This is a genomic window from Variovorax sp. Varisp85, from assembly GCF_047304045.1.
In the GTDB taxonomy this organism is placed as follows: domain Bacteria; phylum Pseudomonadota; class Gammaproteobacteria; order Burkholderiales; family Burkholderiaceae_C; genus Variovorax.
In genome coordinates this window covers 56,696-82,179 of record NZ_JBGLYN010000009.1, presented here as the reverse complement: position 1 = coordinate 82,179, position 25,484 = coordinate 56,696, and the positions used below count along the sequence as shown (strand labels likewise).

General features: G+C 65.0%; 25 protein-coding genes and 1 tRNA gene. 1 reads left to right on the top strand and 25 read right to left on the bottom strand.

The genetic code is table 11. From position 1 onward, the window contains the following. Positions 1-184 precede the first annotated feature (184 nt). Genes ACCC97_RS05965 through ACCC97_RS05950 form a run of 4 tightly spaced genes read right to left on the bottom strand, consistent with a single transcriptional unit; the run spans position 185 to position 5,163 of the window. Entirely contained in the window at positions 185-1,747 is a 1,563-nt protein-coding gene (locus ACCC97_RS05965; protein WP_007837722.1) for a DHA2 family efflux MFS transporter permease subunit, read from the bottom strand. A gap of 37 nt (positions 1,748-1,784) precedes the next feature. Then, positions 1,785-3,107, bottom strand: a complete 1,323-nt coding sequence (locus tag ACCC97_RS05960) for an efflux RND transporter periplasmic adaptor subunit (protein ID WP_413312545.1) — start codon at positions 3,105-3,107, stop codon at positions 1,785-1,787. A gap of 48 nt (positions 3,108-3,155) precedes the next feature. Continuing rightward, the gene (locus ACCC97_RS05955; protein ID WP_413331856.1) at positions 3,156-4,631 is read right to left on the bottom strand and encodes an efflux transporter outer membrane subunit; all 1,476 of its coding nucleotides are present in this window, start codon (positions 4,629-4,631) and stop codon (positions 3,156-3,158) included. Further along, positions 4,624-5,163, bottom strand: coding sequence for a MarR family winged helix-turn-helix transcriptional regulator (locus ACCC97_RS05950; protein ID WP_042674198.1), 540 nt, complete (start codon positions 5,161-5,163; stop codon positions 4,624-4,626). The genes ACCC97_RS05955 and ACCC97_RS05950 overlap by 8 nt, the downstream gene beginning before the upstream one ends. Positions 5,164-5,239: 76 nt before the next feature. Here ACCC97_RS05950 and ACCC97_RS05945 point away from each other — a divergent pair, with 76 nt between their 5' ends. After that, entirely contained in the window at positions 5,240-7,024 is a 1,785-nt protein-coding gene (locus ACCC97_RS05945; RefSeq protein WP_413331855.1) for an ABC transporter transmembrane domain-containing protein, read from the top strand. Positions 7,025-7,046: 22 nt separating this feature from the next. Here ACCC97_RS05945 and ACCC97_RS05940 read toward each other — a convergent pair whose 3' ends face one another. From ACCC97_RS05940 to ACCC97_RS05840, 21 genes are all read right to left on the bottom strand, one after another. Further along, positions 7,047-7,499 carry a DUF1178 family protein gene (locus ACCC97_RS05940; RefSeq protein WP_007837732.1) on the bottom strand — a complete coding sequence of 151 codons (453 nt, stop codon included), beginning with the start codon at positions 7,497-7,499 and terminating at the stop codon, positions 7,047-7,049. A 7-nt stretch (positions 7,500-7,506) separates the two neighbouring features. Continuing rightward, positions 7,507-8,118, bottom strand: a complete 612-nt coding sequence (locus ACCC97_RS05935) for an NUDIX domain-containing protein (protein WP_413331854.1) — start codon at positions 8,116-8,118, stop codon at positions 7,507-7,509. Between the two features lie 4 nt (positions 8,119-8,122). Next, positions 8,123-8,428: a DUF2818 family protein gene (locus tag ACCC97_RS05930; RefSeq protein WP_007837735.1), complete on the bottom strand. Its 306-nt coding sequence runs from the start codon at positions 8,426-8,428 to the stop codon at positions 8,123-8,125. 15 nt (positions 8,429-8,443) lie between these two features. After that, a complete protein-coding gene (gene nuoN / locus ACCC97_RS05925; RefSeq protein WP_413312550.1) occupies positions 8,444-9,931 on the bottom strand; it encodes an NADH-quinone oxidoreductase subunit NuoN in 1,488 nt (495 codons plus the stop codon). A gap of 24 nt (positions 9,932-9,955) precedes the next feature. Next, entirely contained in the window at positions 9,956-11,434 is a 1,479-nt protein-coding gene (locus tag ACCC97_RS05920; protein ID WP_007837739.1) for an NADH-quinone oxidoreductase subunit M, read from the bottom strand. Between the two features lie 24 nt (positions 11,435-11,458). Further along, positions 11,459-13,489 (bottom strand): NADH-quinone oxidoreductase subunit L, encoded by a 2,031-nt coding sequence (gene nuoL / locus ACCC97_RS05915; protein WP_413331853.1) that lies wholly within the window; start codon positions 13,487-13,489, stop codon positions 11,459-11,461. Between the two features lie 7 nt (positions 13,490-13,496). After that, complete coding sequence (nuoK, locus tag ACCC97_RS05910) at positions 13,497-13,805, bottom strand: NADH-quinone oxidoreductase subunit NuoK (protein WP_007837741.1); 309 nt, start codon at positions 13,803-13,805, stop codon at positions 13,497-13,499. Next, on the bottom strand, positions 13,802-14,455 hold the full coding sequence (locus ACCC97_RS05905) for an NADH-quinone oxidoreductase subunit J (protein ID WP_007837742.1): 654 nt from the start codon (positions 14,453-14,455) through the stop codon (positions 13,802-13,804). The genes nuoK and ACCC97_RS05905 overlap by 4 nt, the downstream gene beginning before the upstream one ends. Positions 14,456-14,484: 29 nt before the next feature. Further along, a complete protein-coding gene (nuoI, locus tag ACCC97_RS05900; RefSeq protein WP_007837743.1) occupies positions 14,485-15,030 on the bottom strand; it encodes an NADH-quinone oxidoreductase subunit NuoI in 546 nt (181 codons plus the stop codon). Between the two features lie 17 nt (positions 15,031-15,047). Continuing rightward, on the bottom strand, positions 15,048-16,127 hold the full coding sequence (gene nuoH, locus ACCC97_RS05895; protein ID WP_007837745.1) for an NADH-quinone oxidoreductase subunit NuoH: 1,080 nt from the start codon (positions 16,125-16,127) through the stop codon (positions 15,048-15,050). Beyond that, positions 16,124-18,289 (bottom strand): NADH-quinone oxidoreductase subunit NuoG, encoded by a 2,166-nt coding sequence (nuoG, locus tag ACCC97_RS05890; protein ID WP_413331852.1) that lies wholly within the window; start codon positions 18,287-18,289, stop codon positions 16,124-16,126. The genes nuoH and nuoG overlap by 4 nt, the downstream gene beginning before the upstream one ends. A 20-nt stretch (positions 18,290-18,309) precedes the next feature. Beyond that, a complete protein-coding gene (gene nuoF, locus ACCC97_RS05885; RefSeq protein WP_007837749.1) occupies positions 18,310-19,650 on the bottom strand; it encodes an NADH-quinone oxidoreductase subunit NuoF in 1,341 nt (446 codons plus the stop codon). Then, the gene (gene nuoE / locus ACCC97_RS05880; protein ID WP_007837751.1) at positions 19,650-20,192 is read right to left on the bottom strand and encodes an NADH-quinone oxidoreductase subunit NuoE; all 543 of its coding nucleotides are present in this window, start codon (positions 20,190-20,192) and stop codon (positions 19,650-19,652) included. Before nuoE ends, nuoF begins: the two co-directional genes overlap by 1 nt. 10 nt (positions 20,193-20,202) lie before the next feature. Further along, positions 20,203-21,456 (bottom strand): NADH-quinone oxidoreductase subunit D, encoded by a 1,254-nt coding sequence (locus ACCC97_RS05875; RefSeq protein ID WP_007837753.1) that lies wholly within the window; start codon positions 21,454-21,456, stop codon positions 20,203-20,205. A 1-nt stretch (position 21,457) separates the two neighbouring features. Further along, positions 21,458-22,069, bottom strand: coding sequence for an NADH-quinone oxidoreductase subunit C (locus ACCC97_RS05870; RefSeq protein WP_007837755.1), 612 nt, complete (start codon positions 22,067-22,069; stop codon positions 21,458-21,460). A 13-nt stretch (positions 22,070-22,082) separates the two neighbouring features. Continuing rightward, positions 22,083-22,562, bottom strand: coding sequence for a NuoB/complex I 20 kDa subunit family protein (locus ACCC97_RS05865; protein WP_007837763.1), 480 nt, complete (start codon positions 22,560-22,562; stop codon positions 22,083-22,085). A gap of 15 nt (positions 22,563-22,577) precedes the next feature. Continuing rightward, the gene (locus ACCC97_RS05860; protein ID WP_042674206.1) at positions 22,578-22,937 is read right to left on the bottom strand and encodes an NADH-quinone oxidoreductase subunit A; all 360 of its coding nucleotides are present in this window, start codon (positions 22,935-22,937) and stop codon (positions 22,578-22,580) included. A 67-nt stretch (positions 22,938-23,004) separates the two neighbouring features. Continuing rightward, positions 23,005-23,089, bottom strand: a tRNA-Leu gene (locus ACCC97_RS05855). 120 nt (positions 23,090-23,209) lie between these two features. Next, on the bottom strand, positions 23,210-23,611 hold the full coding sequence (secG, locus tag ACCC97_RS05850; protein ID WP_413312555.1) for a preprotein translocase subunit SecG: 402 nt from the start codon (positions 23,609-23,611) through the stop codon (positions 23,210-23,212). Positions 23,612-23,647: 36 nt separating this feature from the next. Then, positions 23,648-24,412, bottom strand: a complete 765-nt coding sequence (gene tpiA, locus ACCC97_RS05845) for a triose-phosphate isomerase (RefSeq protein ID WP_413331851.1) — start codon at positions 24,410-24,412, stop codon at positions 23,648-23,650. A 13-nt stretch (positions 24,413-24,425) separates the two neighbouring features. Beyond that, entirely contained in the window at positions 24,426-25,424 is a 999-nt protein-coding gene (locus ACCC97_RS05840; RefSeq protein ID WP_413312556.1) for an NAD(P)H-quinone oxidoreductase, read from the bottom strand. Between the last annotated feature and the right edge of the window lie 60 nt (positions 25,425-25,484).

Sequence of the window (25,484 nt, the reverse complement as noted above, 5' to 3'; positions counted from 1 at the left end):
CCATTGAGCGCGGACCGATTGTTCGTGCGTGCCACTCGCTTGGATACTGGGGCAAATGCCTATGCTGCAGTGCAACCTGCACGGACCTGTGCGGCATCCGAATCGGGACTGTCGTCGCAGCGACAAAGAAAACCCCCAGGCTCCTTGCGGAGGCTGGGGGTCGATGAGGCGATGGTGTGCGCGCTCAGTGCGCGCCGGCTGCGGCGTCGCTGCCGGCACCGCCGCGCTGCGGCCGCGCCAACCACACCAGCGGGATCAGCAGCAGGAACAGGATCGCCGACGCATAGAAGATGTCGTTGGTCGCCAGCATGAACGACTGCTGGTCGACGATGCGGTTCAGCTGCCCCAGCACCTGCTCGCTGCTGAAGCCGCTGCCCGCGAGGCCCGACATCGCGCTGGTCGCCGCGTTGTTGCCCTGGTTCACGGTCTCCGCCAATTGCGAGTGATGCAGCGCCGCGCGGTTCTCCCACAACGTGGTGGTGATCGACGTGCCCATCGCGCCCGCGGTGATCCGCAGGAAGTTCGACAGTCCCGACGCGGCCGGAATGCGGTCGGGCGTGAGGCCCGACAACGTGATGGTCACGAGCGGAATGAAGAAGAACGCCATCGCGATGCCCTGGATGATCGTCGGGATGATGATCGTCACGAAATCGGCCTGCGTGTTGAAGTGCGAGCGCATCCACAGCACCAGCGCGAACACCAGGAACGAGAAGGTCGCATAGCGGCGCGGGTCGATCTTGGCCACCGTGAGCCCCACCACCGGAGAGAAGAAGATCGCCAGCAGCCCGACAGGCGCCATGATCATGCCCGCCTGCGTCGCGGTGTAGCCCATCCACTGCTGCAGCCACAGCGGCAGAAGCACCACGTTGCCGAAGAACAGGCCATAGGCCACGGCCGTTGCCACGGCGCCCGACCAGAAATTGCGGCGCTTGAACAGCGACAGGTCGACCACCGGATGCTTGTCGGTCAGCTCCCACACCAGGAAGAACGCGAAGCCGACCACGGCCACCACCGCCAGCGTGATGATCTGCGCCGAGTGGAACCAGTCGAGTTCCTTGCCCTTGTCGAGCATCAGCTGCAGCGAGCCCACCCACAGCACCAGCAGCGCAAGGCCGATGGCGTCGATCGGCACTTTGTGCGTGGCGCTCTCGCGGTGACGGTACAGCGCCCAAGTGATGGCCGCGGCGACGATGCCCACGGGGATGTTGATGTAGAAGATCCACGGCCACGAGATGTTGTCGGTGATCCAGCCGCCGAGCAGCGGCCCCATCACCGGCGCGACCAGCGTGGTCATCGACCACATCGCCATCGCGAGGCCCGCCTTGGCGCGCGGATAGCTCGACAGCAGCAGCGTCTGCGACAGCGGGATCATCGGGCCCGCAACGAAGCCCTGCAGGGCGCGAAAGGCGATCAGCGTCGTCATGTTCGGCGCCAGGCCGCACATCAGCGAGGTGATCATGAACAGGATCACGCTGGCCATGAACAGGCGCACCTGTCCGAAGCGCTGCGTCATGAAGCCAGTGAGCGGCACCGCGATGGCGTTGGCCACCGCGAAGCTGGTGATGACCCAGGTACCCTGCGTGGTGCTCACGCCCAGGTCACCGGAGATGGCAGGCAGCGACACGTTCGCGATCGACGAGTCGAGCACGTTCATGAAGGTTGCCGCAGACAGCGCGACCGTGCCCCAGAGGCGGGCTGCGCCCTCGAGCGGCGGATGCGCGACGTAAGCAGGAGCAGCGGTGGCCATGGGCGAACTGTTTACCTGAGGAAGAAACTCCGGGCGATCAGCCCGGTTGCCCCTGCGCGGCCACCGACGTGGCAGGCGCTGTCGGGTTCTTCGCCGGTGCGGCAGCTGCCGTGGCCGACGCGCTGCGGCCGAGGTTGGCCGCGACGATGCGCTCCACTTCGGCGTCGGCGCCGCGGTCGAGCTGGCTGTAGACCTGCGTCTGCGTGAGCGCAGCGGCGCGCGGCGCGTCGGCGAGCATCTTGCCGCTCTTCGAGGAGATGTCGATCTCGGCATCCATCGACAGGCCGATGCGCAGCGGGTTGGACTTGAGCTGCTCCGGGTCGAGCGCGATGCGCACGGGCACGCGCTGCACCACCTTGATCCAGTTGCCGGTGGCGTTCTGCGCGGGCAGCAGCGCAAACGCGCTGCCCGTGCCCACGCCGAGGCCCGCGACCTTGCCGCTGTATTCGATCTTCTTGCCGTAGACGTCGGCCGTGAGCTTCACGGGCTGGTCGATGCGGATGTTGCGCAACTGCACTTCCTTGAAGTTGGCGTCGACCCACAGCTGGTTGAGCGGCACGATCGACATCATCGGCGTGCCGGCGGCCACGCGCTGGCCGAGCTGCACGGTGCGCTTGGCGACGTAGCCGTCGACCGGCGCGGGCATGGCCACGCGCTGCGTGGCGAGGTAGGCCTCGCGCACCTTGGCGGCAGCGGCCAGCACGCTGGGGTGCTGGGCCACGCTGGTGCCTTCGGTCAGCGACTGGTTGCTGACCAGGGCTTCCTTCGCGGCGACCACGCCGGCCTGCGCCGCTGCGAGCTGGCTCTTGGCGGTGTCGAGCTGCGTTTCGGCATGGTTGAGCTCTTCCTTCGACACGGCGCCGTTGCCCGACAGCGCGCGGCGGCGCTGCAGGTCGTCCTGCGCCTTGGCGATGTCGCTCTGCGCCTTGACGATGTCGGCCTGGCGCAGCGTGACCTGCGCGGCCAGCGAGCCGTTGTTGGCGTACAGCGTGCGCACCTGGCGCACGGCCTGCGCGAGCGCGGCTTCGGCCTGTTCGAGCGACACCTTGGCATCGGCCGGGTCGAGTTGCACCAGCGGCTGGCCGGCCTTCACGAAGTCGGTGTCATCGGCGTTGATGGCCATCACGGTGCCGCCGATCTGCGGCGTGATCTGGATCACGTTGCCCTGCACGTAGGCGTTGTCGGTGTCCTCGTAGTGGCTGGCGACCAGCCATTCGTAGACACCCCAGCCGCCGCCGGCGACGATCACCACCGCGGCGAGCGCGGTGAGCGCGCGGCGGCGCTTGCCATTGCCGGCGGGCGCCTCGGGGGCTGCGGAAGCTGCGGCTGCAGCGGACGTCGGAGTGTTGTTGTCGCTCATGATGAAGTTCTTTCCGAAGACGAAAAAATCGGACTGGTTCGGGTGATGTCAGTTCATTGCGGCTGATGGCGCCGCTGCCGTGGCGGTGGCCGGGGGCTGCCAGCCGCCGCCCAGCGCGCGCGCCAGACCTACCTGTGTGTCGAGCGCGCGGGCGGCCAGGTCGACCGCCAGCCGGCGCTGCGCCAGCACGGAGGTTTCCGCCGTCAGCACGTTGAGGTAGTTGCCGAGGCCCGCGCGGTAACGCTGCACGGCGATGTCGTAGGCGCCCTCGGCAGCGGCCTGCGCGGCGCGTTGTTCAGCTTGCTGGCGCGCGATCGACTGCGCGCTGGTGGCCTGGTCAGCCGCGTCGCGCACCGCGTCGAGCACGGTGGCGTTGTAGCTTTCGATGGCCACGTCGAGGTCGGCCGACTTGCCGCGCAGGTTGGCCCGCAGCTTGCCGCCTTCGAAGATCGGCAGCGTGATGGCGGGGCCCACGCCCCATTGCTCGCTGCCCGACTTCAGCAGTTTGCCGAAGCCCAGGCTCTGGAAGCCGGCGAAGGCCGTGAGATTCACGTTGGGATAGAACAGGGTCTTGGCATTGGCCACGTCACTCGTGGCGGCCTCGACGCGCCAGCGCGCGGCGGCGATGTCGGCGCGGCGGCCCAGCAGGTCGGCCGGAATGTTCGCCTGCAGCGCCATCGGTTTGACGTTCGCCAGCACCGGCGGCTTGAGCGATGCCGACACGTTCGGCTGGCCGACCAGCGCATCGAGTGCGTGCTGCTGCAGCGCGATCTGCTCGTTGAGCGATTCGATCTGCTGGCGTGCCTCGGGCAGGCCGCCTTCGCTCTGGCGCAGTTCGAGACGGGTGTCGAGGCCGGCGGACACGCGGTCGCGCACGAGCTTGAGCGTTTCGTCGCGCTGCGCCAGCGTGCGCCCGGCAACGGTGAGCTGGTCGTTCAGGCGCGCCCACTGGAAGTAGCTGCGCGCCACGTTGCTCGCGAGCAGCACGCGTGCGGCATCCGCATCGGCGGCCGCGGCGTTGGCCGCGCCGATGGCGGTGTCGAGCGCGCTGCGGTTCTTGCCGAAGAAGTCGAGTTCCCAGCTGGCGCTGAGCTGCAGCAGGCCGATGTTCTGCGTCGAGCCGCCCAGCGGTGCGGGGTAGATGTAGTTGGTGTTGAACTTCTGGCGCTTCAGGTCGAGGTCGCCCTTGACCTGCGGCTTGAGCGCCGCGCCGGCAATGTCCGCCGAGGCCTGCGCACGCGCAAGGCGGGCTTGAGCGACCTGCAAGTTCGGGTTGCCGGCCACGGCCTGATCGATCAGCGAATCGAGCTGCGTATCGCCAAAGGCCAGCCACCATTGGCTGTCGAGCCGGGACGCCGGCGCCGCGGCGCTGTCGGGCGCGATGCCCAGCGACGAGGCGTCGCGCAGTTTGGCCTGCGAGCCGATGCCTGACATGTCGGCACAGCCGGCCAATGCCACCGCCAGCAGTGCGGCGGCCACGATGGGTGTGCGACGCACGGCGCGCACGGCGAGGGACTCAGTCATTTTTATCTCCACGGGCCGCGAGGGCCTGGGCGTTGTCGAGGATGCGGCGCAAGTACCCCTTGAGCTGCTCCCATTCTTCGGTGCTGAAGCCGGCAAGGTGTTCGTTCTGCACACGGCTCAGCACGTAGGGCACTTCCTTGGCGGCGGCACGGCCTTCGTCGGTGAGCTCGATATTGACCACGCGGCGGTCTTCGAGCGATCGCACGCGGCGGCACAGGCCCTTGGCCTCGAGGCGGTCGAGCAGGCGCGTCATGGCGCCGGTGTCGAGTTCGCAGGCACGGGCCAGTTCGGCCACGGTGGTAGCGGCGCCTACATGCAATTTATAGAGAGGCACCCACTGCGGATAGGTCGGGCTGCCCGGCTCGCACATGCGGTTTTCGACCGACTGGCCGACCGCCGTGACGATGCGGCGCATCAGGTAGCCGATGCTTTCTTCGGTACGGTAGGTTTCCGGGCTGTAGAAGGCTGCAGGCGCGCGACGCTCGGCGTCGGCAGGCGCCGACGGGGCTTGGGGGGTAGTTGCATCGCTCATGGGTCGAATATTAGTTGCCGAGGCAGTTATTGTCAAGGCTGCCTTTGTAGTAGCAATGTTTCTGTAGAATCCTTCCATGGCTTCTCCCCCACCGTCTTCCATGGCCAAGGGCTCGCCCCGATCGCTCTCGGGCCTGAGCCCTTTTCTCCGTCCCTACCGGGTGCAAATCGTCCTGGCAGGCATCTTTCTGGTGATGGCGGCGCTCACCACACTGGTTTTCCCTATCGCATTGCGCAGCCTGATTGACGGTGGCTTGATCAGCGCCGACAAGGGCGCCCAGACGATGGCGCTGCGCGAGCACTTCGGCGCCCTCTTCGCGGTGGCAGTGGCGCTCGGTCTTTTCTCGGCGGCGCGCTTCTATACGGTGAGCTGGCTGGGCGAGCGCGTGACGGCCGACATCCGCAACGCGGTCTATGGCCACGTGCTGAAGCAGAGCCCGGCCTTCTTCGAAACCACGCAGACCGGCGAGGTGCTCTCGCGCCTGACAGCCGACACCACGCTGGTGCAGACGGTCGTCGGCTCCTCGCTGAGCATGGGCCTGCGCAACGCGGTGATGGGCATCGGCGCGCTGGCCGTGCTGGTGTGGACCAATCCCTATGTGATGGTGCAGGTGCTGGGCATCCTCGTGCTGGTGGTGCTGCCGAGCATGTGGTTCGGCCGCCGCGTGCGCAAGCTGTCGCGCGCCAGCCAGGACCGCGTGGCCGATTCGAGCGCCATCGCCGCCGAGGTGCTGAACGCGATTCCGGTGGTGCAGAGCTACACGGCCGAAGGCCGCGAGGCCGCTCGCTTCAGCGGTTCGACGGAGAACGCTTTCCGCACCGCCGTGCGCCGAACCAAGGCCCGCTCGGTGCTGGTGGCGTTCATCATCATCGCGACCTCCGCGGCGCTGCTCTGGGGCCTGTACCAAGGCACGCAGGCAGTGCTGCGCGGCGACATCACGGCCGGCCACCTGGGCCAGACCGTCGTCTACGTCGCCATCCTGGCCAGTGCGACCGCCGTGCTCGGCGAGGTGTACGGCGACTTGCTCCGCGCAGCCGGCGCAACCGAGCGGCTGATGGAACTGCTGCATGCGCCCGCGGCCATCTTTTCACCGTCAAATCCGACGGTCGCGCCCGTTCCCGTGGCGGGCAGCGCGATCAGGTTCGATGCGGTGACCTTCCATTACCCGTCCCGGCCGGACACGCCGGCATTGCGCGGCTTCAGCCTCGACGTCGCGCCCGGCGAAACCGTGGCGCTGGTGGGGTCGAGCGGCGCGGGCAAGAGCACAGTGTTCCAGTTGCTGCTGCGCTACTACGACCCGCAATCGGGCCGCCTGCTGCTCGATGGCACTCCGCTGGCTTCGCTCGCCCTGCCCGACCTGCGCACCCGCATCGGCCTGGTGCCACAGGATGCGGTGATCTTCTCGGCCAGCGCGTTCGAGAACATCCGCTACGGCCGGCCCGACGCAACGGCCGAAGAGGTGCATGCCGCCGCCCGCGCCGCCTTCGCCCACGACTTCCTGCAGGCGCTGCCCGAGGGCTACGACACCTTCCTCGGCGAGCGCGGCGTGCGCCTGTCGGGCGGACAGCGCCAGCGCATCGCGATCGCGCGTGCGATCCTCAAGAACCCGCCGCTGCTGCTGCTCGACGAGGCCACGAGCGCACTGGACGCGGAGAGCGAACGCATGGTGCAGGCGGCACTGGAATCGGCGATGGAAAACCGCACGACAGTCGTGATCGCACACCGCTTGGCGACGGTGCAGAAGGCCGACCGTATCGTGGTGCTGGACCACGGCGGGATCGTCGAGCAGGGAACGCACGCGACGCTGGTGGCGCAGGGCGGCGTTTATGCGCGCCTCGCTGCGCTCCAATTCACGGCATGAGCAACAGCCGCGGCCCGGTTGGCTACTGCAGGGTTTCCTTGAGCGCAGCCGGTATCGGCAGCGCCATCACCGCAATGCCCTCGTCGAGCAGCGCCTCGGTCTGCTCGAGCGTGGCCTGTCCGCGGATGCCCCGTTCCTGGGCCTCGCCGTAGTGCATCTTCCGGGCTTCGTCGGCAAAGCGCTCGCCGACGTCTTCGGTCTTCGCCAGCACCTCGCGCACGGCTCGCATCCAGCGGGCCTCGGGCGAGAGTTCGGCGGGAACAACATTTGAAGCGGCAGTTGCAACGGCTTCCTGCGGCGCCTTGGCATTGCCGAGGTTGAGGCGCGGCGCGCTCAGCAACTTGACGATCGCGGTGTCGCCGCAGACCGGGCACTCGACCAGTCCACTCGCCAACTGGCTGTCGAAGGCCTCGTTGGACGCAAACCAGCCCTCGAAGCCGTGGCCGTGTGCGCAGCGGAGATTCAGAACCTTCATGCGCGGATTATCCCGCGCTGCCTTCTGCCGGCACGGCCTGCCAGTCCAGAGCCCATGCGCCCGAAAGGACGTTCTGCAGCCAGAGCGTGCAGGTCAGCGTCTTGGCATCGGTCACGGTGCCGTCACGGCACCAGTCGGCCAGCTCTTCGGGCGTGGCCGTGAACACGTCGAGGAACTCGCCATGGTCGAGCTGCCGCTCGCCCAGCCAAAGACCGCGCGCGAAGTAGATGTGGATGATCTCGGTCGAGTACGCCACCGCCAGGTGCATCGCACCCGCATGCGCCCATTCGCGCGCGGTATAGCCGGTTTCCTCGAGCAGCTCGCGCCGGCCGCAGACGAACGGGTCTTCACCCGCGTCGAGCTTGCCCGCGGGGAATTCGATCATCACGTGGCCCACGGGGTAGCGGAACTGGCGTTCCAGCACCACGCGGCCATCGTCCAGCAACGGAATGACCACCACGGCACCCGGATGCACCACGTACTCGCGCGTGGCGGTGTGGCCGTCGGGCAGGCGCACGGTGTCGCGCTTGGCGTGCAGGAAGTTGCCCTTGAAGAGCTCCACGCTCTGCGTGAATTCTTCCTTCAGGTGCGAATCGGTGGTCGTGGTGGTCGAGGTCATGTCGTCAGTGCCTGTGTTTCATCAGGTAGCGCCAGGTGAACCCGGGAAAGGCCAGCACGATGAACAGCGCGCCGGTCACCGCATAGAACTCCCAGCCCTGCGAGGCGATCTGCCCTGCCCTGCGCTCGAACAGCAGCCCGACGCCGCCCGCCAGAAAGTACAAGACCACCAGCTCGGCGAGCCGCACCGCGAGCGACTTGGGTGTTGTCGCCAGAGGCACGACGCCGAACAGGCGATTGTTGAAGAACGGCAGGTTGGCGGCCACCAGGGCCACCAGCAGAACGACCCAGACCGACGCGGTTTGCGACACCCGAGGTCGGCCGCGTCAGTGGGCCAGCGTGGCCACGATCGCGTCGTAGCAAAGCGTCATCAGGCCGCCGGGCACGATGCCTAGGATCAGGATCAGCGCGCCGTTGATCGTGAGCACGGTGCGCACGTCGCGCGGTGCCGACACCGTGGTGGCCGTGACGGGCGCATCGAAGTACATGACCTTGACCACGCGCAGGTAGTAGAACGCACCGATCAGCGACATCATCACCGCGAACACGGCCAACCCGATGTAGATCGCCTGGCCCGAGGCGATCAGCGCCTGCAGCACGGCCAGCTTGGCGTAGAAGCCGACCAGCGGCGGCAGGCCGGCCAGCGAGAACATCGCGATGGCCATCACACCGGCATACAGCGGGCTGCGCTGGTTCAGGCCTGCGAGGTCGGTAATCTCTTCGCTTTCGAAGCCTTCGCGCGCCAGCAGCAGGATGATGCCGAAGCTCGCGAGCGTGGTCAGCACGTAGGTCACGATGTAGAACATCGAGGCGCTGTAGGCGAACTGGGCGTTATAAGTGCCCTGCTGGTCCGAACCCGCCACCAGGCCGAGGAGCATGAAGCCCATCTGCGAGATCGTCGAATACGCCAGCATCCGCTTCAGGTTGCTCTGGGCGATGGCGGCCAGGTTGCCGACCAGCAGCGAGGCGATGGCGAGCACGGCAAGCATCTGCTGCCAGTCGATGGCCAGCGGCTGCAGCGCGTCGACCAGCAGGCGGATGATGATGGCGAAGGCCGCCAGTTCGGGCGCGGCGCCGATCAGCAGCGTGACCGCCGTCGGTGCGCCCTGGTAGACGTCGGGCACCCACATGTGGAACGGCGCGGCGCCCACCTTGAAGGCCAGGCCGGCCACGATGAACACCAGGCCGAACACCAGCACCTGGTGGTTCACCTTGCCGCTCGCGATGGACTTGAACACTTCGTTGACGTCGAGCGAACCGGTCGCGCCGTACATCATCGACAGGCCGTACAGCAGGAAACCGCTGGCCATGGCGCCGAGCACGAAGTACTTCATGGCGGCTTCGCTGGCCACCGCGTTGTCGCGGCGCAGCGCCACCAGCGCATAGCTCGACAGCGTGAGCAGTTCCAGGCCCAGGTAGATCAGCAGGAAGTTGCTGCCCGAGATCATCACGAACATGCCCAGCAGCGCGAACATGCTGATGGTGAACAGTTCGCCGCCGCGCAGCATCTCGCGGTCGGCCGCATAAGGACGGCCATAGACCAGCGTGACCATCAGGGCAACGGTGGCAAAGCATTTGAGCCAATTGCCCATCGGATCGCTGACGACCATGCCGCCGAAGCCGTAGGCAGTCTTGCCACCGAGGGCGGCGAGGCCCGACAACACCGCGACCACGGCGAGCGTGGCCAACGTCAGTACATAGGTGCGGGTACGGCGCGGGCTCGCGTCCGACAGGTCGACCAGCGCAATGATGCAGGCCATGACCAGCAACACGATTTCGGGGTAGATCGTGACCCAGCTGAGTTTGTCAATCATCTCGTTCTCTTGTTCAGCGTGGCATCAGGAGGGCAACTTGGAAATCGCCACGTGGCGCAGGAGCTCGGTCACCGAAGCGTTCATCGAGTCGGTGAAAGGCTTCGGATAGAGGCCCATCCACAGCACGGCGATCGCCAGCAGCGCCAGCATCAGGAACTCGCGGGCATTGATGTCGCTGACTTCCTTGACGTGGTCGTTGCCGACCGGGCCGAGGTACACGCGCTTGTACATCCACAGGGTGTAGGCGGCACCGAAGATCAGCGCGGTCGCTGCCGCCATTCCGATCCAGAAGTTGGCCTTCACGGCACCCAGAATCACCATCCACTCGCCCACGAAACCGGCGGTGCCCGGCAGGCCGCAATTGGCCATGGCGAACAGCAGCGCGAACGCGGCGAACTTGGGCATGGTGTTGACCACGCCGCCGTAGTCGGCGATCTGGCGCGAGTGCACGCGGTCGTACAGCACGCCGATGCCCAGGAACATGGCGCCCGACACGAAGCCGTGCGCAATCATCTGCACGATGCCGCCGGACACGCCAAGCTCGTTGAAGATGAAGAAGCCGAGCGTCACGAAGCCCATGTGGGCCACCGACGAGTAAGCCACCAGCTTCTTCATGTCCTGCTGCACCAGCGCGACCAGGCCCACGTAGATCACCGCGATCAGCGACAGCGCGATCATGAGCCAGGCCCATTCGTGCGAGGCATCGGGCGCGATGGGCATCGAGAAGCGCAGGAAACCGTAGGCGCCCAGCTTCAGCATGATCGCGGCCAGCACGGCGGAACCGCCGGTGGGCGCCTCGACGTGCACGTCGGGCAGCCAGGTGTGCACCGGCCACATCGGCACCTTCACCGCGAAGGCCGCGAAGAAGGCGAAGAACAGGAAGGTCTGCGCGCTCGCACCCAGCGGCAGCTTGTGCCAGCTCAGGATGTCGAAGCTGCCGCCCGACTTGTTGTACAGGTAGATCAGCGCCACCAGCATCAGCAGCGAGCCGAGCAAGGTGTAGATGAAGAACTTGAAAGCCGCGTAGATCTTGTTCGGGCCGCCCCAGATGCCGATGATCAGGTACATCGGGATCAGCGTGGCTTCGAAGAACACGTAGAACAGCACGCCGTCGAGTGCAGCGAACACGCCGATCATGAAGCCCGACAGGATCAGGAACGCGCCCATGTATTGGTTCACGCGCTCGGTGATCACTTCCCAGGCCGAGATCACGACGACGACCGTGATGAACGACGTCAGCAGCACCAGCCAGAGCGACATGCCGTCGATCCCGAGGTGGTAGTTGACGTTGAAGCGCGAGATCCAGCCCGTCTTCTCGACGAACTGCATCGCGGCGCTACTGTTCTGGAAACGCGTGACCAGCGGCACCGTGACCAGGAAGCTCACGATGGAACCGACGAGCGCGACCCAGCGTACGCCTCTGGCGTGCTCGTCACGGCCAAACGCCAGCAGCACGGCGCCGAATGCGATCGGCACCCAGATGGCAAGGCTCAACAAACCCATTTTTCTTTTTCTCCAGCGCTAGGCTCAGCGTTTGAACCAGACGAAGTACGTCATCAGGATGAAGATGCCGAGCAGCATCGCGAAGGCATAGTGATAGATGTAGCCGGACTGCATCCAGCGAACCACGCCTGAAACCCGGCCGACCACCTTCCACGAGCCGTTCACGACGGCACCGTCGATCAGGGCCTGGTCGCCCCCCTTCCACAGGCCGGTACCGAGCGCGCGCGTGGCGCGGGCGATGACGTTCTCGTTGAACCAGTCCATGTAGTACTTGTTCTCGAGCAGGCGGTAGATCGGGCCGAAGGCGCGCTTGATCGCGGCCGGCAGCGCCGGGTTGATCATGTACATATACCAGGACAGGACCACGCCGGCCAGCGCCAGCCAGAACGGCGGCGCCGTCAGGCCGTGGATGGCCATGGCCACCGGGCCGTGGAAGGCTTCTTCCAGTTCCTTCATGGCGTGGTGCCTGGTGCCGTCCACGATGATCGCGTTCTTGAAGAACTCGCCGAACAGCATCGGCTCGATCGTCATGAAGCCGATCACCACCGAGGGAATGGCCAGCAGCACCAGCGGCAGCCACACCACCCAGGGCGATTCGTGCGGCTTGTGGCCGTGGCCATGATCGTCGTCGTGCTCCGCATGCTCGTCGTGGTGGTGCGCGTCGGGGTTTTGGTCGTAGCGTTCCTCGCCGTGGAAGACCAGGAAGTACATGCGGAACGAATAGAACGCCGTGATGAACACGCCGGCCAGCACCGCGTAGTACGCGAAGTTCGCGCCCCACAGGTGGCTTTCGTGCACCGCTTCGATGATGCTGTCCTTCGAGTAGAACCCGGCGAAGAACGGCGTGCCGATCAGCGCGAGGGAACCCAGCAGCGAGGTGATCCAGGTGATCGGCATGTACTTGCGCACGCCGCCCATCCAGCGGATGTCCTGGTTGTGGTGCATTCCGATGATCACCGAGCCCGCGCCGAGGAACAGCAGCGCCTTGAAGAACGCGTGCGTCATCAGGTGGAACACCGCGACCGAGTAGGCCGAGGCACCGAGCGCCACCGTCATGTAGCCGAGCTGCGAGAGCGTCGAGTACGCAACCACGCGCTTGATGTCGTTCTGGATGATGCCCAGGAAGCCCATGAACAGCGCGGTGATGGCGCCGATCACGAGGATGAAGCTCAGTGCCGTGTCGCTCAGTTCGAACAGCGGCGACATGCGCGCCACCATGAAGATGCCGGCCGTCACCATGGTCGCGGCGTGGATCAGCGCGGAGATGGGCGTCGGGCCTTCCATCGAGTCGGGCAGCCACACGTGCAGCGGGAACTGCGCGCTCTTGCCCATTGCGCCGATGAACAGGCAGATGCAGATCACGGTGATCAGCATCCATTCAGTGCCCGGGAAGGTGATGCCGGCCAGCGTGTTGGCCTTGGCGAAGGCTTCGCCGTAGTTCAGCGTGCCGGCATAGGCCGCGATCAGGCCGATGCCGAGGATGAAGCCGAAGTCGCCCACGCGGTTGACCAGGAAGGCCTTCATGTTCGCGAAGATCGCGGTCGGCCGGTTGAACCAGAAACCGATCAGCAGGTACGACACCAGGCCCACCGCCTCCCAGCCGAAGAACAGCTGGAGCATGTTGTTGCTCATGACGAGCATCAGCATCGAGAAGGTGAACAGCGAGATGTACGCGAAGAAACGGTTGTAGCCGTCGTCTTCCTCCATGTAGCCGATGGTGTAGATGTGCACCATCAGCGACACGAAGGTCACCACGCACATCATCATGGCGGTGAGGCCGTCGATCAGGAAGCCGACTTCCATCTTCAGGCCGCCAACGGTCATCCATTCATAGATGGTTTCGTTGAAGCGGGCGCCGTCGGCCACCACGCTCTTGAGCGTCATGGCCGAGATGATGAAGGCGACCAGCACGCCCAGGATGGTCAGCGAATGCGTGACCTTGCGGCCGAGGTGATCGCCGCCGAACTTGGTGCCGAACAGGCCGGCGACGACGGCGCCGACCAGGGGTGCCAGCGGCACGGCCAGCAGGGTGGATGCGGAAAGGGTTGCGCTCATGTTGCGTTCAACCCTTGAGTGAGTTGAGTTCGTCGACGTTGATGTTCGACTTGTTGCGGAACAGCAGGACCAGCAGCGCCAGGCCGATGGCCGACTCGGCTGCGGCCACCGTCAGGATGAAGAACACGAAGATCTGGCCGTGCATATCGCCCAGATAGTGCGAGAACGCCACAAAGTTCATGTTGACCGCGAGCAGCATCAGCTCAATGGCCATCAGCAGCACGATGAGGTTCTTGCGGTTCAGGAAGATGCCGATCACGGACAGCGCGAAGAGCATCGCGCCGAGCGAGAGGAAGTGTCCGAGCGTGAGCGTCATGCCTTGTTTTCCTTTGCAGCGTCCGCAACTTCAACCACAGGCTCCGCAGCACGCGTTGCCGGCATCTGCACGATGCGCACGCGGTCGCGCGCCTTCACGCGGACCTGGTCGGCCGGATTGACGTACTTGCTGTCCTTGCGGGTGCGCAGCGTCAGTGCGATGGCCGCCACGATGGCCACCAGCAGGATGACCGCGGCGATTTCCAGCGGGTAGAGGTATTCGGAGTAAAGCAGCTTGCCGAGTTCGAGCGTATTGGAAGTGTTGGCACCCATCGCACCGGCAGCAGCGCGCGGTGCCTCGCCCAGGCGGAAGCCGCCCATGAGCACGGCCGCCATTTCGAGCGCGATGAGTGCGCCGACACCGGCGGCCAGCGGGAAGTGCTTCCAGAAGCCCTCCCGCAAGCTGTCGACGTTGATGTCCAGCATCATCACGACGAACAGGAACAGCACCATCACGGCGCCGACATACACCAGCACCAGAGAGATCGCGAGGAACTCGGCGCGCAGCAGCAGCCAGATGGCCGATGCCTGGAAGAAGGCCAGCACCAGATACAGCGCGGCATACACGGGATTGCGGGCGGTGATGACGCGGAACGCTGCGAACAGCAGCACCACGGCAAACAGATAGAACAGACCGGTCTTGACGTCCATGGAATTCGAATGGGTTCGGGCTGGTCGGATCAGCGGTACTTGGCGTCGGCCGCCTTGTTCGCTGCAATTTCTTTTTCGTAGCGGTCGCCCACGGCCAGCAGCATGTCCTTGGTGAAGTACAGGTCGCCGCGCTTTTCGCCGTGGTATTCGAAGATGTGCGTCTCGACGATCGAGTCGACCGGGCAGCTTTCTTCGCAGAAGCCGCAGAAGATGCACTTGGTCAGGTCGATGTCGTAGCGCGTGGTGCGGCGCGAGCCGTCGTCGCGCACATCCGACTCGATGGTGATGGCCAGCGCCGGGCAGACGGCTTCGCAGAGCTTGCAGGCAATGCAGCGCTCTTCGCCGTTCTCATAGCGGCGCAGCGCGTGCAGGCCGCGGAAACGCGGCGACAGCGGCGTCTTCTCTTCGGGGAACTGCACCGTGATCTTGCGGGCGAAGGCGTACTTGCCGGTGATGGCCAGGCCCTTGAACAGTTCGAACAGCATGAAGCTGCTCAGGAAGTCCTTGAGCGAAAAAGGCGCAGACGCGAGTTTGGAAGGGCGCGCCAGCGCGCCGGCGGTGTGTGAAGCAGTCATGATGTTGGCGCTTCCTGTTATTTCCAGATGTTGAACGGCGTCTGCATCCAGCCACCGACCACGACCAGCCACACGAGAGTGACGGGAATGAAGATCTTCCAGCCCAGACGCATGATCTGGTCATAGCGGAAGCGCGGGAACGTCGAGCGCACCCACAGGAACATGGTGACCACGCAGAAGGTCTTGGCGCCCAGCCAGATCCAGCCGGGGATGAAGCTCAGGAACTCGAACGGCGGCAGCCATCCGCCCAGGAACAGCACCACGGTCAGGATCGAGACGAGCCACATGTTGGCGTACTCGGCCAGGAAGAACATCGCGAAGCTCATGCCCGAGTACTCGATCATGTGGCCGGCCACGATTTCAGACTCGCCTTCCACCACGTCGAACGGGTGGCGGTTGGTTTCGGCGAGGCCCGAGATGAAGTAGACGACGAAGATCGGCAGCAGCGGCAGCCAGTTCCATGACAGCAAGCCCACGCCCATGTTGGCGAACATGCCCTTGCCCTGGACGTTCACGATCTCGCTCATGTTCAGGCTGCCCGTGACCATCAGCACCACGACGAAGCAGAAGCCCATCGCGATTTCGTAGCTCACCATCTGTGCCGAGGCGCGCAGCGCGCCCAGGAAGGCGTACTTCGAGTTCGAAGCCCAGCCGGCGATGATCACGCCGTACACCTCGAGCGAGGTGATGGCCATCACGAACAGCAGTCCGGCGTTGATGTTGGCCAGCGCCACGTCGGGACCGAAGGGAATCACTGCCCATGCGGCCAGCGCCGGCATGATGGTCATGATCGGGCCCAGCAGGAACAGGCCCTTGTTGGCGACCGTCGGAAGAATGATTTCCTTGGTCATCAGCTTGAGCGCGTCGGCGATCGGCTGGAGCAGGCCCAGTGGTCCGATGCGGTTCGGGCCGATGCGAATCTGCGTGAAGCCGATGGCCTTGCGCTCCCACAGCGTGAGGTAGGCCACGGCCAGCATCAGGGGGATCACCACGATGATGATCTTCAGCAGCGTCCAGACCACGGGCCAGACCACGCCGGTCCACCAGCCTGCGGCCACCAGGCCCTGGCCGAAGCCGTGAATGGTGTCGACGATCATGCCAGTGCCTCCTCGGCACGCGCCGGTGCGGTCGACGACGCGTTGCGCGCGTCGGCGGTCAGTTGCAGCGACGGCGCACGGCGCACGATCGAATCCAGCTGGTAGATGCTCGCGACCACGGGTGCAGCAGCTGCCCCGCCGGAGGCGACGGCCTTCGCGGACGTGGCGTTGCTCAGCGCATTCGCCGGCACCGAGCCCTTGTCACCGATGGTGGCCAGCACCTCGGCGGTTGATTCGAACGCGAAGCCCGGCAGGCCCAGCAGGTTGGCCAGCACACGCAGCACCTTCCATGCCGGACGCGTTTCGCCTTGCGGCTTCACGACGGCATGGAATCCTTGCAGGCGGCCTTCGGCATTGCCGAAGGTGCCCGGGGTCTCGGTGAACGGCGCGATGGGCAACAGCACGTCGCTGAACTCGAGGTTGGCCTTGAAGGGGCTCAGCGTGACGACCATCTGCGCATTGCCGATGACATCGGCGGCGGCGGCGCCAGCGGCCGAATCGAACACCGGCTCGGTGTTCAGCAGCAGCATGGCCTTCAGGCCGGAGCCTGCGGCGAGCATGCGGCCGGCATCGAGGCCGCCGTTCTTCGGGAACGCGCCGACGATCTGCGCGCCCACGGTGTTGGCGGCTTCGGTCAGGTAGCCGACGGTGGCGCCGGTTTGCGCGCCGATCCAGTTCGCCAGGGCCAGCAAGCTGCTGGCTTGGGCGTGATGGGCGGCGGCGTTGCCGAGCAGGATGGCCTTGCGTTCGCCACTCAGCAGCGAGGCTGCGATGGCCTTGGCGGCGGCATCCGGTGCATTCTTCGGTGCCAGTGGCGCGGCTGCGCCGTTGGTTTCACCGACCGCAGCGGCCACGGCGGCCAGCGCTTCGACCCACTGGTCGGCTTCGACGATGGACGATTGCGCCACGTCGATGGCCCAAGCGTCGCGGGCGGCCATCAGGCTCGCCGAGGTGATCACCGACAGTGCGGCGCCCTTGCGCACGGCCTGGCGGATGCGCTGCGCGAACAGCGGGTGTTCCTTGCGCAGGTTCGAGCCGACGACGAGCGCGCGCTGCACTTGCGTGAGCGATGCGATCGAGGTGCCGAGCCAGCGCACGCCCTCGAATGCCGTGAATTCGGCGTTGCGCAGGCGGTAGTCGATGTTGTCGCTGCCCAGTTCACGCGTGAGCATGGCGGCGAGCTGCAGCTCTTCGAGCGTGCTGTGCGGGCTGACCAGCGTGCCGATGCTTTGCGCACCGTGGTCGGCCTTGATCTGCTTGAGGCCGTTGGCGACGTACTCGAGCGCCGTCTGCCAATCGACCTGCTGCCATTGGCCGCCCTGCTTCAGCATGGGCTGCGTCAGGCGCTCGGGGCCGTTGAGCGCTTCGTACGAGAAACGGTCGCGGTCGGCGATCCAGCATTCGTTGACGTCTTCGTTCTCGAGCGGCACCACGCGCATCACGCGGTTGTTCTTGACCTGGACGATCAGGTTGGCACCGGTGGAATCGTGGGGGCTTACCGACTTGCGGCGCGACAGCTCCCAGGTGCGGGCACTGTAGCGGAACGGCTTGCTCGTGAGCGCGCCGACCGGGCAGATGTCGATCATGTTGCCCGACAGTTCGGAGTCGACCGAGTCGCCGAGGAAAGTTTCGATTTCGGAGTGCTCGCCGCGGTGCGACATGCCGAGCTCCATCACGCCGGCCACTTCCTGGCCGAAACGGACGCAGCGCGTGCAGTGGATGCAGCGGCTCATCTCCTCCATGCTGATCAGCGGGCCGACGTCCTTGTGGAACACGACGCGCTTTTCTTCCTCGTAGCGCGAGGAAGAACCGCCGTAGCCCACGGCCAGGTCCTGCAGCTGGCATTCGCCGCCCTGGTCGCAGATCGGGCAGTCCAGCGGGTGGTTGATCAGGAGGAACTCCATGACCGACTGCTGCGCCTTGATGGCCTTTTCGCTCTTGGTGCGAACGATCATGCCCTGCGTGACGGGCGTGGCGCAGGCCGGCATCGGCTTGGGCGCTTTTTCCACGTCGACCAGGCACATGCGGCAGTTGGCCGCGATGCTGAGTTTCTTGTGATAGCAGAAGTGCGGGATGTACGTGCCCGCCTTGTCGGCCGCATGCATCACCATGCTGCCTTCGGTCACTTCGACCTTCTTGCCGTCGAGTTCGATTTCGATCATGAGTATGTTTCTTCTCGCGCTCAGGCCTTGACAGGCGCCGTCGGGACGTGGCCCGGAATCAGGGCTTCGAACTCGTGACGGAAGTGCTTGATCATGGCGCGCACGGGCATTGCCGCCGCATCGCCGAGCGCACAGATGGTGCGGCCCATGATGTCCCCGGCAACGGAGTCCAGCAGTTGCATGTCGCTGGGCTTGCCCTTCCCGTTGTGGATGCGGTCCACCACGCGATAGAGCCAGCCGGTGCCTTCACGGCACGGCGTGCACTGGCCACAGGACTCGTGCATGTAGAAGTACGAGAGGCGCTTGAGCGACTCGACCATCGAGCGGCTGTCGTCCATGACGATCACCGCGCCCGAGCCCAGCATGGAGCCGGCCTTGGCGATGGAGTCGTAGTCCATGGTGCAGGCCATCATGATGTCGGCCGGCAGCACCGGCGACGACGAGCCACCGGGGATCACCGCCTTGAGCGTGCGGCCCTTGCGCACGCCGCCGGCCAGTTCGAGCAGCTTGGAGAACGGCGTTCCCATGGGCACTTCGTAGTTGCCGGGCAACTCGACGTCGCCGCTGACCGAGTAGATCTTGGTGCCGCCGTTGTTCGGCTTGCCGCATTCGAGGTAGGCCGGACCGCCGTTGTTGATGATCCAGGGCACCGCCGCGAAGGTCTCGGTGTTGTTGATGGTGGTCGGCTTGCCGTAGAGGCCGAAGCTCGCCGGGAACGGCGGCTTGAAGCGCGGCTGGCCCTTCTTGCCTTCGAGCGATTCGAGCAGCGCGGTTTCCTCGCCGCAGATGTAGGCGCCGAAACCGTGGGCGGCGTGCAACTGGAAGTTGTACGTGCTGCCCATGATCTTGTCGCCGAGGTAGCCGGCGGCGCGCGCCTCTTCGAGGGCTTCCTCGAAGCGGTCGTAGCTCTGGAAGATCTCGCCGTGGATGTAGTTGTAGCCCACGCTGATGCCCATCGCATACGCGGCGATGGCCATGCCTTCGATCACGATGTGCGGGTTGAACTGCAGGATGTCGCGGTCCTTGCAGGTACCGGGCTCGCCTTCGTCCGAATTGCAGACGAGATACTTCTGGCCCGGAAACTGGCGGGGCATGAAGCTCCACTTCAGGCCGGTCGGGAAACCCGCGCCGCCACGGCCGCGCAGGCCCGAGGCTTTCACCTCGGCGATCACCTGGTCGGGCGTGAGGCCCTCGGTGAGGATCTTGCGCAGCGCCTTGTAGCCGCCGCGTGCCTCGTAGTCGGCCAGCCGCCAGTTGGTGCCATTCAGGCCGGCATAGATCTGCGGCTCGATGTGGCGATCATGGAAACAGGTCTGGACGCCCGTGGCCTGGAACTGCTGGAGTACTTGCTCGGGCGACATCAGGCGGCCTCCCCTTTGACGGAGCCACGCAGGCCCTCGATGAGCTGGTCGAGCTTGTCGTTGCTCATGAAACTGCACATGGTGCGATCGTTGACCAGCATCACGGGCGAATCGGCACAAGCGCCCAGGCATTCGCTCTGCTGCAGCGTGAACAGGCCGTCGGCCGTGGTCTCGCCCATCTTGATGCCGAGCTTCTTCTCGAGGTGCACGAGGGCCGTGACGCCGTCACGCAACTGGCAAGGCAGGTTGGTGCACACGTTGAGCTTGAACTTGCCCACCGGATGCTGGTTGTACATGTTGTAGAAGGTCGTCACTTCATGCACGGCGATGGGCGCCATGCCGAGGTATTCGGCAATCTCGCGCTCACGCTGCAGGCTGACGTAGCCCTCGTCCTGCTGGACGATGGCGAGGCAGGCCATCACGGCGGATTGCTTGCCCGCTTCGGGGTACTTGGCGACCTCGCGCGCAAAGCGCTCGAGGATCTCGGCCTTCAACGGGGCCGAAGGGGCCGCGTCATGGTGATGGGTTGAGGAAGTCGTCATTCGCTCTTTCTCACCTGTCGATTTCACCGAACACGATGTCCATCGTGCCGATCACCGCGACAGCGTCGGCGATCATGTGACCGCGCGACATTTCGTCGAGGGCGGCGAGGTGCGGGAAACCAGGGGCGCGGATCTTCAGGCGGTACGGCTTGTTGGCGCCGTCGCTCACGAGATAGATGCCGAACTCGCCCTTCGGATGCTCGACGGCGGCATACGCTTCGCCTTCGGGCACATGGAAGCCTTCGGTGAAGAGCTTGAAATGGTGGATCAGTTCCTCCATGTTCGCCTTCATCGATTCACGCGCGGGCGCGGCGACCTTGTGGTTGTCGGTGATCACCGGGCCGGGATTGGCGCGCAGCCATGCCGAGCACTGCTGGATGATCTTGTTGGCCTGGCGCATTTCTTCCACGCGCACGAGGTAGCGGTCGTAGCAGTCGCCAGTCTTGCCCACGGGCACGTCGAACTGCATCTGGCCGTAGACGTCGTAGGGCTGCTTCTTGCGCAGATCCCATTCGACGCCCGAGCCACGCAGCATCGGGCCTGTGAAGCCGAGGTTCAGCGCGCGCTCCGGCGTGACCACGCCGATGCCCACGGTGCGCTGCTTCCAGATGCGGTTGTCGGTGAGCAGCGTCTCGTACTCGTCGACCATCTTCGGGAAGCGCTTGCAGAAGGCGTCGATGAAGTCGAGCAGCGACCCTTGGCGATCTTCGTTCAGGCGCTCGATGGCCTTCGCGTTCTTGATCTTGCTGACCTTGTACTGCGGCATCGCGTCCGGCAGGTCGCGATAGACGCCACCCGGACGGAAGTACGCCGCATGCATGCGCGCGCCGGACACGGCCTCGTACATGTCGAACAGGTCTTCACGCTCGCGGAAGCAGTAGATGAGCATGTTCATCGCACCACAGTCGAGACCGTGCGCGCCGAGCCACAGCAGGTGGTTCAGCAGGCGGGTGATCTCGGCGAACATCACACGGATGTATTGCGCACGGATCGGCACCTCGAGGCCCATCATCCGTTCGATGGCAAGGCAGTAGGCGTGCTCGTTGGACATCATCGACACGTAGTCGAGGCGGTCCATGTAAGGCAGCGACTGAATGAAGGTGCGCGACTCGGCGAGCTTCTCGGTGGCGCGGTGAAGCAGGCCGATGTGGGGGTCGGCGCGCTGGATCACTTCGCCGTCGAGCTCTAGCACCAGGCGCAGCACGCCGTGAGCGGCCGGATGCTGGGGGCCGAAGTTGAGGGTGTAGTTCTTGATTTCGGCCATATCAGTGCAAACCGCCGCCGTAGTTGTCTTCGCGGATCACGCGCGGCGTGATTTCCCGCGGCTCGATCGATACCGGCTGGTAGACCACGCGCTTCTGTTCTTCGTCGTAACGCATCTCGACGTGACCCGACACCGGGAAGTCCTTGCGGAACGGGTGGCCGATGAAGCCGTAGTCGGTCAGGATGCGGCGCAGGTCGTCGTGGCCATCGAACACGATGCCGTACAGGTCGAAGGCTTCGCGCTCGAACCAGGTGGCGGCGCTCCAGACGGGCTGGAGCGAATCGACCACGGGCAGGTCTTCGCTCGGCGCAAACACCTTGAGGCGCACGCGCTGATTGAGGCTCACCGACAGCAGGTGCGTGACGACGCCGTAACGCTCGCCCTGCCACTCGCCCTCGCGGTAGTCGGAATAGTCCATGCCGCAAAGGTCGATCAATTGCTCGAAGCGGCAGCCGGGCGCGTCGCGCAGCAGCAAGGCGGCTTCGATGTAGTCGGCGGCACCAACCACCACGGTCACCTCTTCCAAGGCAAGCGTCACGCTCCTGGCCTTGGCGCCAAGCGTCTCGGCAATGGTGGCGCGCAGCACCTCCGGCGAAATTGCAAAGTCAGTCATCGTCGGCAATCTCTCAGGCGCGGGCAATGGTGTTGGTGCGGCGAATCTTCTGCTGCAACTGGATCACGCCGTAGAGCAATGCTTCGGCGGTGGGCGGGCAACCCGGAACGTACACGTCGACGGGCACGATGCGGTCGCAGCCGCGCACGACCGAATAGCTGTAGTGGTAGTAGCCACCGCCATTCGCGCACGACCCCATCGACAGCACCCAGCGCGGCTCGGGCATCTGGTCATAGACCTTGCGCAGGGCCGGCGCCATCTTGTTGCACAGCGTGCCCGCCACGATCATCAGATCGGACTGGCGCGGACTCGGACGAAACAGCATGCCGAAACGGTCGATGTCGTAGCGGGCAGCACCCGCGTGCATCATTTCGACCGCACAACATGCGAGGCCGAATGTCATCGGCCAGAGAGATCCGGTCTTCGCCCAGTTCACCACCGAGTCGTAGGTGGTGGTGACGAAACCTTCTTTGAGAACGCCTTCAATGGCCATCGTGTGCTTTCCTTGTCATTCCCAGTCGAGCGCGCCTTTTTTCCACTCGTAGGCGAAGCCCACGACAAGGATGGCGAGAAAGATCATCATGGCCCAGAAGCCGATAGCGCCAATCTCCTTGAGCGCGATGGCCCAGGGGAAGAGAAAGGCAATTTCGAGATCGAACAGGATGAAGAGAATCGCGACGAGGTAGTAGCGCACGTCGAACTTCATGCGCGCGTCCTCGAAGGCCTCGAAGCCACACTCGTAGGGAGCATTCTTCGCGGCGTCCGGCCGATTGGGGCCGAGGATGTATCCGATGACCTGAGGGGCGACGCCTACGCCGACTCCGACCAGAATGAACAAAAGGACGGGGAGGTAGGAGTCGAGATTCATCGAGAGTTTTTCACCGCTTGCCACCGGCAAGAAGAACCCCTGGATGAGGTTTTCTGCCGATGAGATTTGGTGCGGTCGGCGAGACTCGAACTCGCACAGCTTTCGCCACTACCCCCTCAAGATAGCGTGTCTACCAATTTCACCACGACCGCGGTTTTTTGCTGTTCGGATGGCATGAGGTACCTGCAAGAGGCATTTGGCTTTCCGAACAGATTTAGAGTTTACCCTGAAATGAAGCCATTTCTCACGGGCAACTCATGAAAACGAGTTGATTACTTGCCGGGGATCTGGCCCGCACCCGAAACCGGGGCTACAGGAGCCGAAGCGGGGGCGCTGGGAGCTGCCGCGCCAGGAATTTCACCAGCCGCACCGGAAGCCGGCGCAGCAGGTGCACCCACCGCGGCGCGCTCCAGAAGACTGCCGCCGCCTGCGGGACGTGCATGGCTGAAATAGGCCAGCAGCAGCGTGCAGGCGAAGAACACGGCAGCAAGCACGGCCGTTGTGCGCGAGAGAAAGTTGGCACTGCCGCTGGCGCCGAACAGGCTGCCGGCGCTGCCGCTGCCGAAGGCTGCGCCCATGTCGGCGCCCTTGCCATGCTGGACCAGGATCAGGCCGATCATTGCGAGGGCTGCCAGCATCTGCACGCCGACCAGAAGGTTGAGGACCACGTTCATTCGTTCTTACTCCTAAGTGATACAGCCGTTGCGCATTCAGCGCGCAGCGGCAGAAATGATCTGCAGAAAATCGGGCGCCTTGAGCGACGCGCCACCGATAAGGCCGCCGTCGATGTCGGCCTGCGCCAGCAGTTCGGCGGCATTGGCCGCATTCATGCTGCCGCCATAAAGAATCTGGATGCCCGCTGCATGCTCGCTCGCCGCGTGATGCAGTTGCGCGCGCAGCACGGCATGCACCGCTTGCGCCTGCTCCGGCGTGGCCGTCTTGCCGGTGCCGATGGCCCAGACGGGCTCATACGCCACGACGATCTCGCTGATGCAATGGCCGTTCACGTGAATCACTGCAGCCAGCTGGCGCTTGACGACCTCTTCGGTCCGCCCCGCTTCGCGCTGCGCCAGCGTTTCGCCGACACAGACGATCGGCGTGATGCCATTGGCCAATGCCGCAGCGGTTTTCGCCGCCACGGCCTCATCGGTCTCGCCATGGTATTGCCGGCGCTCCGAGTGACCGACGATCGCATAGCGCACGCCGAAATCCTTCAGCATCGCCGCCGATTGCTCGCCGGTGAATGCACCTTGCGGATGCGCCGAGATGTCCTGCGCACCGAGCGCCAGTGCCGGCGAGCCCGCCAGCAGCGATTGCAGCTGGGCGAAGTACGGCGCGGGCGCGCACAGCGCCACGTCGCACGCGGCCGGGCTTGCGGCCAGGCCTTGCTGCAAGGCTTTCACCAGCGCCTCGTTGGCAGCGAGGCTGCCGTTCATCTTCCAGTTGCCGGCGATCAGCTTCTTCTTGGTTGTCATCGCGTTCTTCCCGTCACCATGTCAGCACGATCTTGCCGATGTGCTGGTTCGATTCCATCAGCGCATGAGCCTGGGCTGCGCCGCTAGGCTCGCCCGCTGCTGCAAAGGTGCTGTGGATCACGGGCTTGATGGCACCGCTTTCCAGCAGCGGCCACACCTTTTCGCGCAGGGCCTTGGCAATGGCGCCCTTGAAGGCCACCGGCCGAGGCCGCAGCGTCGAGCCGGTGATCGTGAGGCGCCTGCGCAGCACGAGGCCCGCATTGATCTGGCTCTTCACGCCGCCCTGCACCGCGATGATCACGAGCCGGCCGTCTTCGGCCAGGCACTCGATCTCGCGCGCCACGTAGTCGCCTGCAACCATGTCGAGGATCACGTCCACGCCCTTGCCGCCGGTGAGCTTCTTCGCCTCTTCGACGAAATCGCTCGTGCGGTAGTTGATGGCGTGGTCAGCCCCCAGCTTCTTGCAGGCTTCGCACTTGTCGTCGCTGCCGGCCGTGACGATCACCGTCGCACCCAGCGCCTTGGCGATCTGGATCGCCGTGACGCCGATGCCGCTCGAGCCGCCCTGGATCAGCAGCGTCTCGCCTTTTTGCAGACGGCCGCGTTCGAACACATTGCTCCACACGGTGAAGAAGGTTTCGGGCAGCGAGGCCGCATCGACATCGCTCCAACCCTTCGGCACCGGCAGGCATTGCGCCACGGGCGCCACGCACAGCTGCGCATAGCCACCGCCAGCGATCAACGCACAGACACGATCACCAACCTTGAACCCCGCCTCGGCCAGCGCCGCGGCATCGCCAGAGACGATCTCGCCGGCCACCTCGAGGCCCGGCAGATCGGATGCACCCGGCGGCACCGGATAGTGGCCCATCCGCTGCAGCACGTCGGGCCGGTTGACACCACTGGCCGCAACGCGAATCAGCAGCTCGCCCACACCCGCCACCGGATCGGGACGATCGGCCACGCGCAGCACCTCAGGGGCGCCGTACGAAGTGATTTCAATGGCTTTCATGGTCTTTCGGCCTCCAACGCCCGCAGATGGGGCGAAGCTTGACGTTCAAAAGATTGCAAC

Bases quoted from the DNA above. Each gene is read 5' to 3' on its own strand.
- ACCC97_RS05905 (WP_007837742.1), bottom strand. From the start codon at position 14,455: ATGGACGTCAAGACCGGTCTGTTCTATCTGTTTGCCGTGGTGCTGCTG.
- nuoE (WP_007837751.1), bottom strand. From the start codon at position 20,192: ATGACGACTTCCTCAACCCATCACCATGACGCGGCCCCTTCGGCCCCG.
- nuoH (WP_007837745.1), bottom strand. From the start codon at position 16,127: ATGATCGTCGACACCATTCACGGCTTCGGCCAGGGCCTGGTGGCCGCA.
- nuoL (WP_413331853.1), bottom strand. From the start codon at position 13,489: ATGAGCGCAACCCTTTCCGCATCCACCCTGCTGGCCGTGCCGCTGGCA.
- tpiA (WP_413331851.1), bottom strand. From the start codon at position 24,412: ATGACAACCAAGAAGAAGCTGATCGCCGGCAACTGGAAGATGAACGGC.
- secG (WP_413312555.1), bottom strand. From the start codon at position 23,611: ATGAACGTGGTCCTCAACCTTCTGGTCGGCGTGCAGATGCTGGCAGCC.
- ACCC97_RS05865 (WP_007837763.1), bottom strand. From the start codon at position 22,562: ATGGCCATTGAAGGCGTTCTCAAAGAAGGTTTCGTCACCACCACCTAC.
- ACCC97_RS05960 (WP_413312545.1), bottom strand. From the start codon at position 3,107: ATGAGCGACAACAACACTCCGACGTCCGCTGCAGCCGCAGCTTCCGCA.
- ACCC97_RS05870 (WP_007837755.1), bottom strand. From the start codon at position 22,069: ATGACTGACTTTGCAATTTCGCCGGAGGTGCTGCGCGCCACCATTGCC.
- ACCC97_RS05940 (WP_007837732.1), bottom strand. From the start codon at position 7,499: ATGAAGGTTCTGAATCTCCGCTGCGCACACGGCCACGGCTTCGAGGGC.
- nuoF (WP_007837749.1), bottom strand. From the start codon at position 19,650: ATGTCGCCCGAGCAAGTACTCCAGCAGTTCCAGGCCACGGGCGTCCAG.
- ACCC97_RS05860 (WP_042674206.1), bottom strand. From the start codon at position 22,937: ATGAATCTCGACTCCTACCTCCCCGTCCTTTTGTTCATTCTGGTCGGA.
- nuoG (WP_413331852.1), bottom strand. From the start codon at position 18,289: ATGATCGAAATCGAACTCGACGGCAAGAAGGTCGAAGTGACCGAAGGC.
- ACCC97_RS05945 (WP_413331855.1), top strand. From the start codon at position 5,240: ATGGCTTCTCCCCCACCGTCTTCCATGGCCAAGGGCTCGCCCCGATCG.
- ACCC97_RS05935 (WP_413331854.1), bottom strand. From the start codon at position 8,118: ATGACCTCGACCACCACGACCACCGATTCGCACCTGAAGGAAGAATTC.
- ACCC97_RS05840 (WP_413312556.1), bottom strand. From the start codon at position 25,424: ATGAAAGCCATTGAAATCACTTCGTACGGCGCCCCTGAGGTGCTGCGC.
- nuoI (WP_007837743.1), bottom strand. From the start codon at position 15,030: ATGACTGCTTCACACACCGCCGGCGCGCTGGCGCGCCCTTCCAAACTC.
- ACCC97_RS05920 (WP_007837739.1), bottom strand. From the start codon at position 11,434: ATGGGTTTGTTGAGCCTTGCCATCTGGGTGCCGATCGCATTCGGCGCC.
- ACCC97_RS05955 (WP_413331856.1), bottom strand. From the start codon at position 4,631: ATGACTGAGTCCCTCGCCGTGCGCGCCGTGCGTCGCACACCCATCGTG.
- ACCC97_RS05965 (WP_007837722.1), bottom strand. From the start codon at position 1,747: ATGGCCACCGCTGCTCCTGCTTACGTCGCGCATCCGCCGCTCGAGGGC.
- nuoK (WP_007837741.1), bottom strand. From the start codon at position 13,805: ATGACGCTCACGCTCGGACACTTCCTCTCGCTCGGCGCGATGCTCTTC.
- ACCC97_RS05950 (WP_042674198.1), bottom strand. From the start codon at position 5,163: ATGAGCGATGCAACTACCCCCCAAGCCCCGTCGGCGCCTGCCGACGCC.
- nuoN (WP_413312550.1), bottom strand. From the start codon at position 9,931: ATGATTGACAAACTCAGCTGGGTCACGATCTACCCCGAAATCGTGTTG.
- ACCC97_RS05875 (WP_007837753.1), bottom strand. From the start codon at position 21,456: ATGGCCGAAATCAAGAACTACACCCTCAACTTCGGCCCCCAGCATCCG.